The organism is Fundidesulfovibrio butyratiphilus, assembly GCF_054657235.1.
This window is the reverse complement of the sequence record NZ_BAAHXA010000001.1, coordinates 716,588-731,071: the sequence shown is the minus strand read 5'-3', so window position 1 is coordinate 731,071 and position 14,484 is coordinate 716,588. Positions and strand designations below refer to the sequence as shown.

Annotated in this window: 24 protein-coding genes; 15 read left to right on the top strand and 9 right to left on the bottom strand. The window is 58.3% G+C overall.

What is annotated here, in order from left to right; all coding sequences use genetic code 11:
• From ACYQ01_RS03750 to ACYQ01_RS03725, 6 genes are all read right to left on the bottom strand, one after another.
• Window positions 1-438, bottom strand: coding sequence for a hypothetical protein (locus ACYQ01_RS03750; RefSeq protein WP_459932494.1), 438 nt, complete (start codon window positions 436-438; stop codon window positions 1-3).
• Between the two features lie 25 nt (window positions 439-463).
• Window positions 464-637, bottom strand: a complete 174-nt coding sequence (locus ACYQ01_RS03745) for a hypothetical protein (protein ID WP_459932493.1) — start codon at window positions 635-637, stop codon at window positions 464-466.
• Between the two features lie 3 nt (window positions 638-640).
• Window positions 641-886 (bottom strand): hypothetical protein, encoded by a 246-nt coding sequence (locus tag ACYQ01_RS03740; protein ID WP_459932492.1) that lies wholly within the window; start codon window positions 884-886, stop codon window positions 641-643.
• A gap of 1,337 nt (window positions 887-2,223) precedes the next feature.
• A complete protein-coding gene (locus ACYQ01_RS03735; protein WP_459932491.1) occupies window positions 2,224-2,652 on the bottom strand; it encodes a type II toxin-antitoxin system HicB family antitoxin in 429 nt (142 codons plus the stop codon).
• Window position 2,653: 1 nt separating this feature from the next.
• On the bottom strand, window positions 2,654-3,013 hold the full coding sequence (locus ACYQ01_RS03730; protein ID WP_459932490.1) for a hypothetical protein: 360 nt from the start codon (window positions 3,011-3,013) through the stop codon (window positions 2,654-2,656).
• Between the two features lie 319 nt (window positions 3,014-3,332).
• Window positions 3,333-4,022 carry a S24 family peptidase gene (locus ACYQ01_RS03725; protein ID WP_459932489.1) on the bottom strand — a complete coding sequence of 230 codons (690 nt, stop codon included), beginning with the start codon at window positions 4,020-4,022 and terminating at the stop codon, window positions 3,333-3,335.
• A 419-nt stretch (window positions 4,023-4,441) separates the two neighbouring features.
• On the opposite strand from ACYQ01_RS03725, the gene ACYQ01_RS03720 reads away from it, so the two are divergent.
• Window positions 4,442-4,723, top strand: a complete 282-nt coding sequence (locus ACYQ01_RS03720) for a hypothetical protein (protein ID WP_459932488.1) — start codon at window positions 4,442-4,444, stop codon at window positions 4,721-4,723.
• 3 nt (window positions 4,724-4,726) lie between these two features.
• Entirely contained in the window at window positions 4,727-4,972 is a 246-nt protein-coding gene (locus ACYQ01_RS03715; RefSeq protein WP_459932487.1) for a hypothetical protein, read from the top strand.
• A 27-nt stretch (window positions 4,973-4,999) separates the two neighbouring features.
• Here the strand turns inward: ACYQ01_RS03715 and ACYQ01_RS03710 are convergent, their stop codons facing one another.
• Entirely contained in the window at window positions 5,000-5,206 is a 207-nt protein-coding gene (locus ACYQ01_RS03710) for a hypothetical protein (protein WP_459932486.1), read from the bottom strand.
• Between the two features lie 60 nt (window positions 5,207-5,266).
• Here ACYQ01_RS03710 and ACYQ01_RS03705 point away from each other — a divergent pair, with 60 nt between their 5' ends.
• The 13 genes from ACYQ01_RS03705 (at window position 5,267) to ACYQ01_RS03645 (ending at window position 13,122) form a co-directional block, all read left to right on the top strand.
• Window positions 5,267-5,818, top strand: a complete 552-nt coding sequence (locus tag ACYQ01_RS03705) for a hypothetical protein (protein WP_459932485.1) — start codon at window positions 5,267-5,269, stop codon at window positions 5,816-5,818.
• Between the two features lie 13 nt (window positions 5,819-5,831).
• Window positions 5,832-6,635, top strand: a complete 804-nt coding sequence (locus ACYQ01_RS03700) for a hypothetical protein (RefSeq protein ID WP_459932484.1) — start codon at window positions 5,832-5,834, stop codon at window positions 6,633-6,635.
• Between the two features lie 4 nt (window positions 6,636-6,639).
• Entirely contained in the window at window positions 6,640-7,389 is a 750-nt protein-coding gene (locus tag ACYQ01_RS03695; protein WP_459932483.1) for a hypothetical protein, read from the top strand.
• On the top strand, window positions 7,353-9,614 hold the full coding sequence (locus ACYQ01_RS03690) for an AAA family ATPase (RefSeq protein ID WP_459932482.1): 2,262 nt from the start codon (window positions 7,353-7,355) through the stop codon (window positions 9,612-9,614). Before ACYQ01_RS03695 ends, ACYQ01_RS03690 begins: the two co-directional genes overlap by 37 nt.
• A gap of 190 nt (window positions 9,615-9,804) precedes the next feature.
• Window positions 9,805-10,041 carry a hypothetical protein gene (locus ACYQ01_RS03685; protein WP_459932481.1) on the top strand — a complete coding sequence of 79 codons (237 nt, stop codon included), beginning with the start codon at window positions 9,805-9,807 and terminating at the stop codon, window positions 10,039-10,041.
• A complete protein-coding gene (locus tag ACYQ01_RS03680) occupies window positions 10,029-10,397 on the top strand; it encodes a RusA family crossover junction endodeoxyribonuclease (RefSeq protein WP_459932480.1) in 369 nt (122 codons plus the stop codon). Before ACYQ01_RS03685 ends, ACYQ01_RS03680 begins: the two co-directional genes overlap by 13 nt.
• A gap of 38 nt (window positions 10,398-10,435) precedes the next feature.
• Window positions 10,436-10,846 carry a Ros/MucR family transcriptional regulator gene (locus ACYQ01_RS03675; RefSeq protein ID WP_459932479.1) on the top strand — a complete coding sequence of 137 codons (411 nt, stop codon included), beginning with the start codon at window positions 10,436-10,438 and terminating at the stop codon, window positions 10,844-10,846.
• Window positions 10,847-10,866: 20 nt separating this feature from the next.
• Window positions 10,867-11,136: a hypothetical protein gene (locus ACYQ01_RS03670; RefSeq protein WP_459932478.1), complete on the top strand. Its 270-nt coding sequence runs from the start codon at window positions 10,867-10,869 to the stop codon at window positions 11,134-11,136.
• Window positions 11,137-11,470: 334 nt separating this feature from the next.
• Window positions 11,471-11,965 carry a glycoside hydrolase family protein gene (locus ACYQ01_RS03665; protein ID WP_459932477.1) on the top strand — a complete coding sequence of 165 codons (495 nt, stop codon included), beginning with the start codon at window positions 11,471-11,473 and terminating at the stop codon, window positions 11,963-11,965.
• Entirely contained in the window at window positions 11,962-12,114 is a 153-nt protein-coding gene (locus ACYQ01_RS03660; RefSeq protein ID WP_459932476.1) for a hypothetical protein, read from the top strand. The genes ACYQ01_RS03665 and ACYQ01_RS03660 overlap by 4 nt, the downstream gene beginning before the upstream one ends.
• A 3-nt stretch (window positions 12,115-12,117) precedes the next feature.
• Complete coding sequence (locus tag ACYQ01_RS03655; protein WP_459932475.1) at window positions 12,118-12,303, top strand: hypothetical protein; 186 nt, start codon at window positions 12,118-12,120, stop codon at window positions 12,301-12,303.
• A 2-nt stretch (window positions 12,304-12,305) separates the two neighbouring features.
• A complete protein-coding gene (locus ACYQ01_RS03650; protein WP_459932474.1) occupies window positions 12,306-12,851 on the top strand; it encodes a C40 family peptidase in 546 nt (181 codons plus the stop codon).
• Window positions 12,844-13,122, top strand: a complete 279-nt coding sequence (locus tag ACYQ01_RS03645; protein WP_459932473.1) for a hypothetical protein — start codon at window positions 12,844-12,846, stop codon at window positions 13,120-13,122. The genes ACYQ01_RS03650 and ACYQ01_RS03645 overlap by 8 nt, the downstream gene beginning before the upstream one ends.
• Window positions 13,123-13,312: 190 nt before the next feature.
• Here ACYQ01_RS03645 and ACYQ01_RS03640 read toward each other — a convergent pair whose 3' ends face one another.
• Together ACYQ01_RS03640 and ACYQ01_RS03635 are read right to left on the bottom strand one after the other, a co-directional pair.
• The gene (locus ACYQ01_RS03640) at window positions 13,313-13,798 is read right to left on the bottom strand and encodes a hypothetical protein (protein WP_459932472.1); all 486 of its coding nucleotides are present in this window, start codon (window positions 13,796-13,798) and stop codon (window positions 13,313-13,315) included.
• Complete coding sequence (locus ACYQ01_RS03635) at window positions 13,770-14,477, bottom strand: adenine nucleotide alpha hydrolase family protein (protein WP_459932471.1); 708 nt, start codon at window positions 14,475-14,477, stop codon at window positions 13,770-13,772. Before ACYQ01_RS03635 ends, ACYQ01_RS03640 begins: the two co-directional genes overlap by 29 nt.
• Window positions 14,478-14,484: the final 7 nt, after the last annotated feature.

Here is a 14,484-nt window from a genome sequence, read left to right as displayed (position 1 = left end):
CTAGTCCTCCTTGCGCTTGTAGGTCACCGCCGGAGCGCCGCCGGTAATGGTCATGGCGGCGCGCGCCTGGTTGGCGAACGCCTTGTCGCCGTACTCGAGGAACGCGTCCAACTCCTTCTTGGAGCGGGGCTCGAACTTGAAGCCGAATGGCTTAAGGAATGCGTCGTTGCCCATGGCCAGGCGCAGGGTGTTCAGCTTCCCCTGGTCGAACTTCACGTACTCCTTACGCTGGATGGTCACGTCGATGCCCTGGCCTTCGATCTTCGCGGTGTTCTTGCCCGGAGGGAACGTGGCCAGCTCTTCCAGCCGGCGATGGATTTCACGCAGCCTGGCGGTGGATTCGTCGATTTCGTCCTTGAGCTCCGCGCCTTCACGGATGAGGGCGACGGCTTCCGGTTCCTTCGGGAATTGAAGAACGCTTGCTTGGGCCGTCTTCATGGGACTTCTCCTGGTGTTAGAGGGTTTATTCTTGTCCAGCGCACTTCTGCGCTTCCAGAACGCGGGCCTCACGCACGCCCTGGGACTGGCTCGCCATCCGCTTCACGTCGTTCCAGTCAATCCCCAGGGCCATGCGGACAGCATCGCGCACGGCGTTCCGGTCTGACGGGTCATCTATCTTGACGTTGTTCAGTTCCACGACTCACACCCCCGAAAGGCTGGCTGGGAAGTCTATGCCAGGAGTCAGGCCGTACAGCGCAGCCGTGGACGGCGCTCCCCATTGGGCCGGCGGGACACAAAACGCCACAACAACTTGGACTTCCCCTTCCGCATCCGGTCCAAACTCCTTGGCGAACAAGGTGGCCTTCTCGAAGGTCTGGAACTCGTCCACCGTGAACCACCCGAGGTCCCGGCGCATACGTTGCTGCACAAAATACAGAGCTTCCATGGTTACCCTCCCACCTTGTTTTTGTGTGGTCGCTCGCTTTCTCTGGTGGGGGCGGGAGCCGGCCTTTCGGCTCAGGGGGATGCGCTCCCGCCCTTTGGCTGGGGGGAGGATGACGCCACCAGAGACAGCGAGTTGTTTTTGTTGGCGGCCCAGACCACCCGTTGGTTGGGCCGCCGTTGTCCATATGGCCGGGCTTCCCCTGTCCGGCCGGTTGCCACGCATGTAAAGCGCTGTGGTGCTAGGTCATTTGGCTCCTCCTCGGGGTTGGCGTTTTGTTCAGGGCCTCAAATCGCCTGGTTGCAGACGGGAGCCAGAGCGTCAGGAGTAGTTCCGCATCCGCCGGCATCGCCGGTGCTCCACCCGTCCAGGACGGTCTTCACCGCCCCCTCCATCGGGGTTCTGCATCTTCATTCAGGCTCCGACCTTCCGAGGCTCGGAAGAGTGGCGGGCCGGGAGCCTACTCCGGCTTTTTGCTCCCAAGAACACACCATTTGTAACGTGCATCCCCGTGATCGGGCATTCGCCGTGGCGCGCTTTCCACGCCGCCGCCACTCTTCCAAGCCTCGAATTTTCAAACATCGTCTCAGCTTGCGCCCGCTAGCTTGTGGTCTTCCCTCTCTCCCGCCTCGCCCGCCGTTATTGGGGCTCGGGGCCTTGCGGCCTTGGGTCTGCCGGTACCGGCCTCACCGCGTTTAGCGCTCGGCGGCGCGCCGTGGCCGTTGGGCCGGTGCGCGTCGTCGTCGGCTTACTTTTACCACATGGCAAAACAAGGTCAATAATTATTTTGCCAATAGGCAAATTAAAGGGCGCAGTTTTCCATCACCTAGAGCACAAGCCCATTTCAGACCATGGCCAGGCTGTTCAGGCGAGTTCAGTTCGCGGGCGAGGGGTCAGGCGGGAGGAGCGTAAAACGGCAGGAGCAACCGAGAAGTTCAGGAGCAACCGAGAAGTGCAGGAGCAACGAAAGTCGGGTTTACTGGTGGTAGGTCGGCGTCGGGCGCTCGTAGTCAGAAGGGAAAAGAAAAGGCCCTCCGGGGAGGGCCTTTTATTCTTCGCGATTATATTCGTCAGTTCGTTTACTTACTATCTTAATGTACTCGTCTTTTTTCATTGAACATTTTAAGAACAGGTCAAACTCCTCCACCTCAAGTCCCAACTGTGTGGCCATTGACTTATACGTTTTTGGGGGAACGCCTTTTTTCCCTTTAGGGATGGTGACGCTGGCGACATGTACATCTCCAACATACACCTTCCCCTTCAACTCCTTGGATCCGTCGAATTTCGCGCAAGCTTTGTTTTCGCAGATCTTTTTGATCTGCTCGCAATTGAACGATGCATTAAGCATGGCTTGCAATTACACCACTCAAAAAGTTAAACATAGCAAAAAGGCGTTTTGACATTTTAGCCTCTCCCATCAGTTCGTAATATGTTGATTCGACCTCTCTTTTAAGCATCTCCACAGCTTCGTATGGCGATTCATCCGTACCATAAAGTAGTGGCAGGTCTGGACATCTTGCTATCCAATACTCCTCATCCGGCTCTATTATCACATGAAGAGGTATTTTTAAAAACAAATCTATCAAGCGATGAATATCAATCGTCATAGGCCCGTGGCCATGTATAAAAAGAGTTCCCGACATGGCCTTGAAAAAAATACGCGTTCCTGGAGTAAGCAAAGAAGAAGAAGAAGAAGGTTTTGAGTATGTGGAAAGATTATGCCGTGAGCGCTCTTCTTCAGCTATCTTTTTCAAATCAACAGCAATCATCTTATTGGTTCTCAGGTGTGACGTTTTGAGAAACTATTCTTGTCCGTTCTTCAAATTGTCCAATCTGTTCCCCTAGCCATTGATGCAATATTTTTGCAGTTACATAATTAAAAACCACACCAGTCTGAACACATCTAACCATCAATTTTTCTTCAATATCTTGCCTTACCCTATCGGTTATTATGCCCTCTCCTGTAACTTCTTGATATGTGTTTTTTGGAACTGGCAACCTGTCAACAAAAAAGTTCATATTAAATTCTCCAGACGGAGTCACCCCTCCCCAGACACCATTTATATACTTTAGATTATACTGCTCGTCATAAATAAACTTGAACCGAATCTCATTTTCTTGCTTTTTCATAACAATCCTCCAAGGCGGGAACGCAACGATACTTTAAGAGCAAAAAAGTCCACTCGCCACGCCTATGCAACATTTCCCCCTTCTTGGCAACGGATTTTCATGTTAGGTGATAGTCTATCCGGCATTCCACACCACCCCCACCAACTCCTCCACCGTCCGCACAATAACCCAGCAGCTTCCATAGATTATGGCGTTGACGCACGCGCCGGGCACGTCTCCGTCCTGGCATAAGTCGGTGCGGATGCCCGTCAGCGTTGGCACCGAGGCACCAAGTGGCGGACATCGCAAGACACTGGTCCGGCGAGGTAGATGGCGGACATTATTTCCTCGTCAAATCCGACCATGCCCACACGCACTTACCCACGATAGCCCTGGTGATGTCGTCCTGGTAGTCGGTGCCCAGATTGTACAGCATGGGCGAATATGACCGCTTGTCGGGGTTGTCCGAAACAAACTGGAGCATGGTGTCCCCGTTCTTGCGCTGCACGTAGACGCGCTTGACGGTAACGGAATCGTCAGGATCGCGCACGAGAAAAATTTGCCCATCTGGCTCCGGCCGGCGGTCGTCCTTGTCTACCAGCACAATATCCTGGGGATGCAGCGTCGGCACCATGGACTCCTGGCCTCGGCCGATCTCCACGGCCACCAGGTTCGTCCTGAATTTGACGCTCGGATGGTCGCGGAAAACGAGCACCCATGACTTGATCTTGTCTTCCGGCACCATGCCCGGCCCTGCAGCAACCGGCCCTTCGGCCAGTGGCACGGCCAAGTATTTCTCGGCGAGGGGCGGGGGCGCGCCGTTTTCGGCGCTGATGATTTTGGGTTCGACCCAACAGACATCGCGGGAAGATGGTTCGCCACCAAGCTCCCCGTAAGGCCGCCCAGGCTCGTGAAAAGAGTAGATCCCGGCCGGGCCTTCGGAAAGTGGGTAGGCTTGGTCCTCGCCAGGGAAGATGACTCGAGCCCCTAGCATATCCAAAATTGGCCCGAGCTTATCGAGTTTGGGCACGCGTTCTCTTTTGATCCAGCGCGTAAGAAGGCTCGGGGCTTCACCTGCTGCTTCCGCTAGACGTGAGACATTCCCCTTGGAAACGACAGCCCTTTCCAAGCCACGCAGAATGTCCTCATACGCTCCCATTTTGTCTTGATGCATAAGCTTTTACCATTTGGGAATAGCCAGTTGGCAAATTTGGGTTGCTTTTATTTTGCCTATCGGTAAAATGTCTCCATGGAACTCAAAGAAGCCATCGAGGCGTGCCTGGCGGCACGAGGTTGGACGGTGACCCAGCTTGCCGAGGCCTCGCATGTCCCTATCCCGTGCATCTCGCGTGTTCGCACGGGGGAACGCAAGGGGATGCACTCGTCAAACCTGCTGAAGCTGGCCCCATTCCTGAACCTTCAGGCCGGTGGAGCGCTCAAGGAGCCAGCATGCCCGAACTGATCCCCCACACCTGCCTCAACTGCGGCCTGGCCAAGCGCCTCGCCGGCGACTGGCCACGTCGCGGAGCGGCGACCTGCGCCATTACTCCCGACATCGCCAGGGCCATGTTGCCCGGCGCGTACCGGGCCGCGTCGTCCGTCCGTGCCCTGCCGATCTACTCATCCGAGCCTTACGAAGCATGTGCTGCGTGGCGCCCGGTGGAAGCGGCTTGGTGGGTTGATGAGTGTACGGAAAAGAATTTTCAGCCAGGCCGTAAGGTCGAGGAGTAGCTTATGAACCCTCGCGAACAGTTCTTCAAGCGGTGTGGCGTGTCCGCTTCCAATGTCATCCAGCACTATTTGTGGGACCTGTCGTTTGCCGACCAGATATCCACCATTGTGCAACAGGGGTTTGGTGTTTTGAAGTGGAAGGGCATGGGAAAAAAGAATTTTGAACGTGTGGCGTTCGCCCTGGAGGCCCTTGGGTATGTAAAAAATGCTCATGATTGGATGTGCACTGCTCCGAAAAAAGAGAGCTAGTTTGCCGCCCAACATCACCACTGAATATCACGTTTCCCACAGGAACCCCTGGCGCTGGTGCCCCTGGCCCTCATCGAGGTGCGCCCAAATGAACGCGACGATATTTTCGATTTCATCTTCAAGAGGGCCAGCCAGCGGAAGATTGCGGAACTCGGGGAGTTTCCCCGGCTCCTTCATGCGGAGAAGCGCCAGGGTCCCGGAAGGTCCGGCCTGGAACGTGACTCGGATGTCCATGGGAACAACCTGCACGAGGGCTGAAACCCCTGCCAAGGAAATAAACAAGAGGATTTTTCCATGAGCGGAGAAGACCGCGAAGCACGCAAGAAGCATTTCCACCGTTCTGCGCATGTGCTCTATCACATTTTTCGGTACGACGGCCTCTTGACCCCGAAAGAGGCCGAGTTTGCCACGGAAATACCCAGACAAACCTGGGAAAAGTATATCCTTGGTGAAGTGGCATGCCCCATCGAAGCGTTCGCATCTCTGTATCAACATTTCCCTCCGACTCGTGCTCACTTACACGATGTCCTTTGTCCTCGCGGACATAAGATCGTCCCTGCTGACGAAGCCGATCAATCTATTCGCCAAACAGTCGAGGGGTCCATCTGTGAAACGATACGTCATTTGTCCAATCTCGAACGTGTCATCATCGAGAGCTGGGAAGATGGTAAGCTCACCGAGATCGAGCGTCAGAATATCCGCGAGCACGTCGTGAAACTCTCCCAGGCGGTCGGCGGCATCGAGTTGCGCGCCTACGCAGGAAACCTGGCGAATCTCGAAGCAGCAAAAGCGGGTGACATTGGTCACGTCATCGAACTCGGGCAGTCAAAAAAAGTCCGTGTCTGAGGGGTTGAATAGCATGGACCAGATCAACCCAGCCGGCCTTTCCTCCGTCTCCACTGTCGATCCGCTTTTCAAGAGCACGCTCGGCGCGGCCGACTCTGCCGCAATGAAAACGACTAGGCTCCAGAAGCAGAACCGGCCCTGGATATGCTCCAAGCGCAAAGTGCGCGTGACCAACGCTCAGTGCCGAGCTGCCCATCTCGCCGGCGAGGACCGCCTGTGCGCGGGCTGCTCCATCCCGAATATTTTGCCAAAAACTGAGGAGGCAGAAGTGCCCAGCGTGAAAAAAGGAATCTGCGAAGGCTGCGGAGACGAAAATGTCATGGTCTACCTCACGAACGGAAAACGTCTGTGCCATGCCTGCCGAGCGCTCCATACGTTACCCAAGGCCCAGCTGGCCGACGAGCTGCCGGAGCCGAAACAACCCGCCGAATCAGCGCGCTCCGTGGAGATTCCCCCTTCCTGGGACGACTTCACGCCGTACACCTCGTCCAAGACCAGGCCCAACAGCTGTCACGCCTCGATCCGGGCGGGGAAAATCGACCTGTCCGTTGCTGTGCTCGAACTTTCCGGCCTCGCTGTCGGCGACCGACTGGAACTCGCTTACCGCCAGGGGACCAGCGAAATCGCCATCAGGAAGGCCCCTCCAGGAAGTCCTGACCAGAACACGGCGAAGCTGTGTGGAAAGCCCGGATCGAGCCGTTACATCTCTTGCCGTGCGCTGATCGAGCGGTTGGGCGTCGAAAACCGAAAGCGGCTCCCCGTCGAGTTCTACCCCTGGGGCATTGTCATCAAGGCCGGAACGGAGCCGGCTGCCTAGAGCCATGATCGACCTCAACAGCTACTCATCCAACGCCGTGTCCGAGCGCGTGGACTGGCACATCAACACCGCCATCGACCGCGAGGCGCAGGCAGAGCCCAAGCGCACGTACCTCGGTGCGTCGATCCTGGGCGACCCCTGCGAGAGGGCCGTCCAGTTTTACGCCATGCAGGCCCGTCAGGATCGTGTGCCTACAGGCCACAAGCACGACATCTTCGCCCGGGGCCATTGGATCGAGTCGCTCATGATTCGTCGCCTGCGCGGCGCCGGCTTCCTGCTGGCCGACGTGGACCCGCGTACCGGCCAGCAGTTCGAGTGCTCCTGGCCAGGCATGGGCGGCCAGGTCATGGGGCATCCTGACGGGATGCTCCTGCACTGGTTGGGCGAAGGGGCCTCACCCGTGGAACTCCCCGCCATCTGGGAATGCAAGGGGTTGGGCGCGAAGTGGTGGAAGAAAGGCATCAAGGACGGGCTGCGCTGGGCGTTCCCGCGCTACTTTGGCCAGGTGCAGCTCCTCATGGGGGGCTTCAACCTGCCCAGGACGCTCTTCACTTCCGTCAACGCCGACACCATGGAGCGCCACCACGTGGTGGTCCCCTTTGACCAGGCCGCCTACGACAACCTCCTGGCCCGGGCCGCACGCGTCTTCCTGGCCATCCAGGCCCAGAAACTGCTTCCCCGCGGCTACGGACAGGAAACCCGCATGGAGTGCCGCATGTGCAACTTCGCAGCCACGTGCTGGGCGACAAAATGAGCGAAGAGGAGCGGCCGCCCATGAGCCGGGTCATCGACCTGAACCTCGCTCGTCGCCAGGACGAGGATCCATCGCCTCCGGCCAGGCTGTCTTTCGGCCAGGTGGTGGAGGGATTCCGTGACGCCATCGCAGCGGCCGGCCTGGGGCGGCCCGAGATCGTGGCAGATGGGAGCAGGCGCGTTCATCGGTTTGACCTGCCGGACGAAAAACCGGGCAAGAGAGGCGGCTGGTACGTATTTTACCCTGACAATAACCCATGCCCGGCTGGTGCGTTCGGAGCATGGAAGCACGAATTTTCCGAGTCATGGAGTTCCAAGGCCAATTGGGAACTGTCTTCGCAGGAGCGGGACCAACTCACCGAACACCTACGCCAAGCGAGGCTTGTTCGGGATGAGGAACGCAGGCGCGAGGCTGACGAGGCGGCAAGCAAAGCTACCGCGCTACTCTCAGCATCACCTGACGCGTCCGATGAGCATCCCTATCTTCAGCGCAAGCGGATCCATGCCCTGGGGCTCAAACTCGGAGAGCGCAACCAACTCCTGGTGCCCATGTTCGACATGGCTGGCCAGGTTAGAGGGTTGCAACGAATCACGGAGAACGGCGACAAGCTGTTCCTGAAAGGCGTGGACCCCAAAGGGGTGTTCGGCTGGATCGAGGGCGACAAATCCACGATCTACCTCACCGAAGGCTACGCCACTGGTGCAAGCGTCCACATGGCCACCGGTCAAGCCGTGGCCCTGGCGTTCAACGCCGGCAACCTCGAGCCGGCCGCAACGGCGGTCAAGGAGGTTTTCCCCCGAGCACGCATTATCGTCGCAGCGGACAACGACCGCTGGACAACCAAGCAGGACGGCACACCCTGGAATGTGGGCATTGAGAAGGCCCACCGGGCAGCAGAAGCGGTCGGGGCCACTATCATGGTCCCGGAGTTTCGTGACCTGTCTACCAGGCCCACGGATTTTAACGATTTGCACGTCCTGGAAGGGTTGGATTCGGTCCGCACCCAAGTCAAGGGCTACAGCACGCGCATCCGCGAATACGACCTCGCCCAGCTCAACGGGCGCCAGGTACCCCAGCGGGAATGGCTGGTGGAAGACGTGATTCCGATGAACGGTGCGTTCATCCTGGCCGCCCCGGGGGGGACAGGCAAGGGGCTCCTGACGCTCGATCTGGCCATCAAGGTTTGCCTGGGGCCAGGGAAAGGGATCGACTTGAACGCCTCGGCCGGAGCCCTGGGACACAAGGTCCTGCAGCATGGGCCCGTGATCATCTTCTCGGCGGAAGACGACATCGACGAAATCCATCGCCGCGCCGCCGGTCTCTGCGGTGAGTTTCCTCGAGGCCTCTACGTCCTCTGCCTCCCCGACATGGACGGGCTCAAGGCCATCGCCACGGAAACGCGCGGCGGTTGCGAGCCAACGGCCTGGTGGCTTGAAATGGTTGAGCAGATCATCCAGATCAAGCCCAAACTGATCATTATCGACCCGCTGGCCTGCTTCGTGTGGGCAGACCTCAACGATCGCAAAGTGGGCGCGTCCGTGATGGGTATGCTCACGCACCTCGCCAAGCAGGCTCAATCCGCCGTGGTTGTCATCCACCATCTCAACAAGCTTCCGGACGGGATCAAGGATCTGGACGCCGCCAAAGCCAAAATCAGCGGCTCTGCGGGGTTCGTAGACCACGTGCGCGGGGCCTACGTCCTCTGGCCGGAAGAGGAGAGCAGAGCCAAGAAACTCTGCAAGGACCTCAAGGTGGACTACAAGCGCGGAAACGTCGTTTGCGGGGGGCTGGCAAAGTGCAACTACCCTGGAGACCAGGAACTCAAGACGTTCCTGCGGGACGAACGGGGCCTCCTGGTGGTTTCCACCGACCGCGTGAAGCAGATGGAGGCCGTGACCATTTCGAAAGCGCTCAAGCTGTTGGTCCGAGCCATCGAGCACGCCGCAGCCCAGGGCCACCCCTTTCAGCACAGTGGACGATACGGACTCTATGAGCGTCGGGAAATGCTCCCTGAGTCCCTGCGTGCGTTCGGAAAAGACAAACTCCTTTGGCTGGGGCGTGTGCTCCTCGATGAGAATAAAATCGCCAAGTACCGGGCAGCCGGAAGCAAGGCCGAGGTGTGGCTCGACATTCCTACCGGACCCTTCGCCCAGGGGATCGGAACCCTCGAGCATGGCGACTACGAAGGGTTGAATAATATCGAAGGGGAAATTGATAATGGTTGAGAATATCGTTTCGGACGAATTAGCCGGAGTTGTCCGGAACGCCCGTAACGGAGGGGTAAAATCCAGCATCCATGCAGGTTCCCGGTTACGGGCTGGATCGCACATACTAGCGCCTAGCCTCTTAGGCTAGGCGCGTATGTGTGCGCGCAGGCACGCACGAGCGCACGTGAAAAGCAAAAACGAGGCCAAAATGAGCGACGAGAACAAGAAAAAGTGGTCGATCTGGTTCAGGCCAGGGAAAAAAGGCTGGATCAAGGTACTCGCGAGAAAACTTCCGTTGCGAAGCAAGTCTGTGTTCCATCTGTCGTGGTCAGAAACAGAAGGACGTTTCGCAGAAGGAACGGACTTCAAAAGGCTTACGAAAGATGAACTGTCCAAACTGGTTGAATTAATGGCCGAAGCCAGGGAGGCAGGATGGTTACGCTAAAACTTCCCTGGCCGGTCTCGACCAACAAGGCCTGGAAGCCCCGTGGGAACCGTCTGAGGAGAAACCCGAAGGCAAGCGCCTACCGTATCGCGGTCAAGAGCATCGTCGTTGCCGCGAAGATACCCGGGCTGCCGCTACAAGGGCCGCTGGAAGCTTTTGTCACGCTTTACCCGCCAGACAGGCGACGGCGCGATGATGACAACTTCGCGGGCAAAGTACTCTTCGATGCTCTCACCCATGCCGGCGTGTGGTTTGATGACTCGCAGAAGCGAAAGACGGTGGTCGAATGGGGAGACGTTGTAAAAGGCGGATGCGTAGTAGTCAAAATCGCTACGTTTGGAGAAATGGCGGCATAACGCCTATTGCAAAACATTCAACAGACTCAGGAGACAGTATGACGACCAGCGAAAACATGCAGGCTGCTTTGGAAATTGTGCGCGCCCAGGCCAGCGTTCGCCCCATGACCGCCGAAGAGATCGTGGCCATGGCCAAAAGCATCGCCCAGGGAATCGACGGCATGAAGGGCCAGGCCCTGGACGAAATCGCCGCGGCTGCTCCGGCCATGGACCCGAAGAAGGCCATTCGGGAGAGCAGCATCGTGTGCTTGGAGTGCGGAAAGACCTTCAAGATTCTCACCAAGAAACACTTGAGCACCCATGGCCTCACCCCGGACGAGTACAGGGCCAAATACGGCTACAAGAAGGGCCAAGCCCTGGCCGCGAAAGCGCTCGCCCGTGAACGCCGCAAGAAGATGCAGGACATGCGGCTGTGGGAACGGCGCAAGGCCGAAAAGAAGGGCGCGTAGGCGTGAACGGTCAACCGCACATGACAGCGGCCCGAACCAGGGCCGCCCTTTCAAAGGCCAGACCGTCTGACCAAATCGTTCAGGCCCTGGTCTATGCGCGTCGGAAACACCCGGCCTTCTGCCGTGGCCACCTGCATGCCCTGGTGGTCTTGCTTGAGGAGGTCTTCGAAGTCGTGTGGGCGCTGCTGCGTCGAGACTGGCCGAATCTGCGCGAGGAACTGGCCCATGTTGCGGCTGTGTGCTGGCGATGGCTGGAGATGATCGAAACGAAGGCGAAGAAGAGTAAATAAGAACGCCTCTTTACATTCTGGACATCCACGCGTGCGGAGCGTGACGACGTTGCATAAGTCGACCAAAGGAGGCCATGTGATTTGCCCAAAATGCGGAAAAGGAAATCTCAAAGTGGTTCCAGGCCGCACGCTTAACGAGACGCCTGGCGAGACGATTCAAGAGCGAGCCTGCGACAACTGCGACTTCAAAGGCGAGGTGACAGCGGTTGTAACAGCCGAACTGGTACGCCACGAGCGGAGGGGGAGGCCTCGAAAAGCCGAGGTCAGACAGTAATTTCTCCATTTTTCTGATTTCTTGCTTTTTTTCTCTGCCGAGGACTCGCACAAGCTTGGCATGAGCACCGAAATTGATTCCCTTGTCGTCGGGACGGGCATGTCGCAGGTTATGAACTGGCCGCAAACTCTCTCCCGGCTCAAGGCCGACGAAGGCTTTCGCGCCACGCCATATCGGTGCACAAGAGGCAGGCTGACGGTCGGCTACGGTCACAACCTCGACGCCAGGGGCGAGATACCGCCCAAGCGCCCTCTTTCTCGTGAGCAGGCCGAAGCGCTTCTGGTCGAAGACGTCAAAGCGGTCGTCGATTTTGTTTTGCGCCGTTGGCCCTGGTGGGCGGACCTCGACGACGCGCGCCAATTCGTAATGCTCTCCATGGGTTTTGTTCTCGGCGAGCACGGAATGGCGGCCTTCAGGCCTACGCTCAAACTCGTCCAGTCCGGGGATTACGCCGGAGCGGCCAAGCGCCTGCGCGGCGCTCTCTGGTATCGCCAGGCCCGCAACCGCGTTGAGCGGCTGGCCAGAATGCTCGAAGCCGGGAGGTGGCCGGAATGAGCGACCACAGGACCATCGAAGAGGCTCGTGCCGACAGGAGCTGCGATCGGTGTCCGCATCGCGCTCGCTTTGGTCAGGGCGAATGCCTGCACCCCCGTCGCGACGAATCCAACACATGCCCCGGCCAGGAAGTGCCGGACGAGGAGTAGGCCATGGGCGGAGAATCGAAATCCTGGTGGAAGTCCAAAACCCTTTGGACCAACGTCGGCGCTGTCATCGGGGCCGCAGGCCTGGCCGCCGTCTCGACCATCACCCCCACGACGGCCGTTGGCGTTGCCGGGCTGGCCGCCCTCAACGTCGTTTTGCGGGCCATCACCGGCCAGCCGTTGGGGAAGTAGCCGTGCGCAGCTTGCCCGTGCCTTATCCCATAATCCGTCCGTGGTTGACCACGGGAACGGTGATTTTGTGGAGCGGCGATTCGTTGCTCTCGCGAGCCATCCGTCTTTTCACGCCATACAGCCATGCCTCCATGGCGATTCGTGGCCTGGACAGTCTCGACCGCAACCGGGTTTTCCTGGTTGAGGCGCTGGAAACAGGCCTCGAGCTGCGCCTGCTTTCCGAGCGCATCAAGGACTACGAGGGGCGGGCGTTCGCGTTTCGGCCTTTCGGGCTCACGAAGGGGGCACGGGGGCGCGTCAAGTCCTTCGCCCTCGACCAGTGCGGGCGCGGCATCCGCTACGACTACGGCGGTTTGTTTGCCAACATGTTCGGGCGCGTGAGCCAGGACGCCAGACGGTACTTTTGCAGCGAATTTGCGGCGGTCGCCCTTGAACAGGCCGGTATCAACCGAATCGCTTCATTCCGCGACGAGCGCGCAGCCAGGCCAGGAGACATCCCCGAGTGGTTTGCCGGGGAAACCAGAGAAATTGAGGTGTCCAATGGTTGAGCGCTCCGAAGTGGCGTCGGTGATGATGCAGATGGCTACACCCGTGTTGCTGGGCACCATTCTTTGGCTTGGCAAGCGCTGGGTGGACAAGATCGAAAAGGCCATTGAGGACGTGGGTAAACAGTTGCAGCAAGCCAGGCTCGATTTCGCTTGTGATTACCGCCTGAAGCGAGAGGCCGAGGCGGACAGTGCCAAACAGTGGGACAAGATTGACCAACATGAGACCCGCATCACGCGCGTGGAAACGCTGGTGATCGGCGACGGCAAGTAGCCGCAGGTACAACAAATTTTCGGGGCCGGGAAAGCCCTTGGCATCAAAAGGAGGTTGTTATGATCAGGCGCATCAGGGAAGGTATCGGCAGGGTTGTAAACCGCGTTCGTTCGGCCTTCGGCAGGCGCCGGCAGTCCGAGCCTCTGGCTCTTCCGGCCGGCCAGCGCGGCGGGGCTCAGACCTCGGGGTCCTAGTCTTCGCGGAACTTGCGCACCAAGCTGTTCAACTTTTTGTCCGGCTTGGCATTGGCTCGCATGGGCACATCAGCAGATGGAAGGTTGATGCCAAGCCGGCGGGCGAGCTCTACCCCGTCCAACACCATGGCGTCTCCAGTCATGCCCAGAGCCTCGTTGAACGCCCGCGCTTGCTCCTCGCTCTCAAAACCCAACCGGGAGTAAAACCAGGGGTTGGTCATGCCGTCAATCTTGCGGGCAACATTCTTTTCGCGGTCACGTATGGCCTTGTGCTTGGCGTCTTCGGCCGCTTTATCCATGGCGGCTTTCAGGGCGTCCAACTCGCGCGTCGCGTCCATCTCCGGGTCTCCGGTGTACTCCACGTTGGCCAGGGGGTCCGGGACTTTTGCCTTTTTTCCCAGTGAGAACTGCGTCTTCCCCATGGCTGGGCTGTCTCCTTTCAGAGAAAAGGCCTTACCCGGCTTTTTTGAGGCTTCTTTCATACCGCCATACCTCCATGTCAGCATCTGGAAACCATTCCAGGATACGCTGATAGTCCCTCGGGAAATGGTTTTTAATGTTCCACAGGTAGAGAAGATAAATCCCGTCGAAGGTTCGGCCAAAAAGCTCGTAGTCGATGGGAAGCTTGATGCATTCTTTTTGCAGGGCCTCCACCAACCTGTCCTTTCTCCAATCCCAGACAGGATAAAAATAACGCCTGGTCTCGTTTATGGCGCCATGTGTCTTGAATACCAGTGCCCGACGCGCAGAGTCCGCCGCCCTCACACCGAGGGCGGTCCAACACCTTTCGGGCAGATCGGCCGCGTCTTCCGCCGCCCGACTCAGGTCGTCATAGGTCATCTTGGGCAACTGGGCAGCGTTGATCACCGGCCAACGCTCAGGAGGTTGGAAAACTCCCTCGCGCAGCATGTCAAAGAGCCTGGGGTTGGGAAGCCGTATAATGTGCTTCCCCAGCCGGCGCTCGGCGTAAGCCAGGTAGTCTTCCACAAACTCCAGCCCCGGCACCAGGTAGTAGTAGAAGGGGGTCAGCTCAAAGTGGTCTCGGCATGCCAGCCAGGTCACCCAGGCGTCCTTGCCCCCAGAAAAAGAGAGCAGCACATGGCCGCCAGGCGTGTGGGCTTTCACGTGGGCAATAATTTCTTCGTAGCTTTGGCATTCCATAAAAACT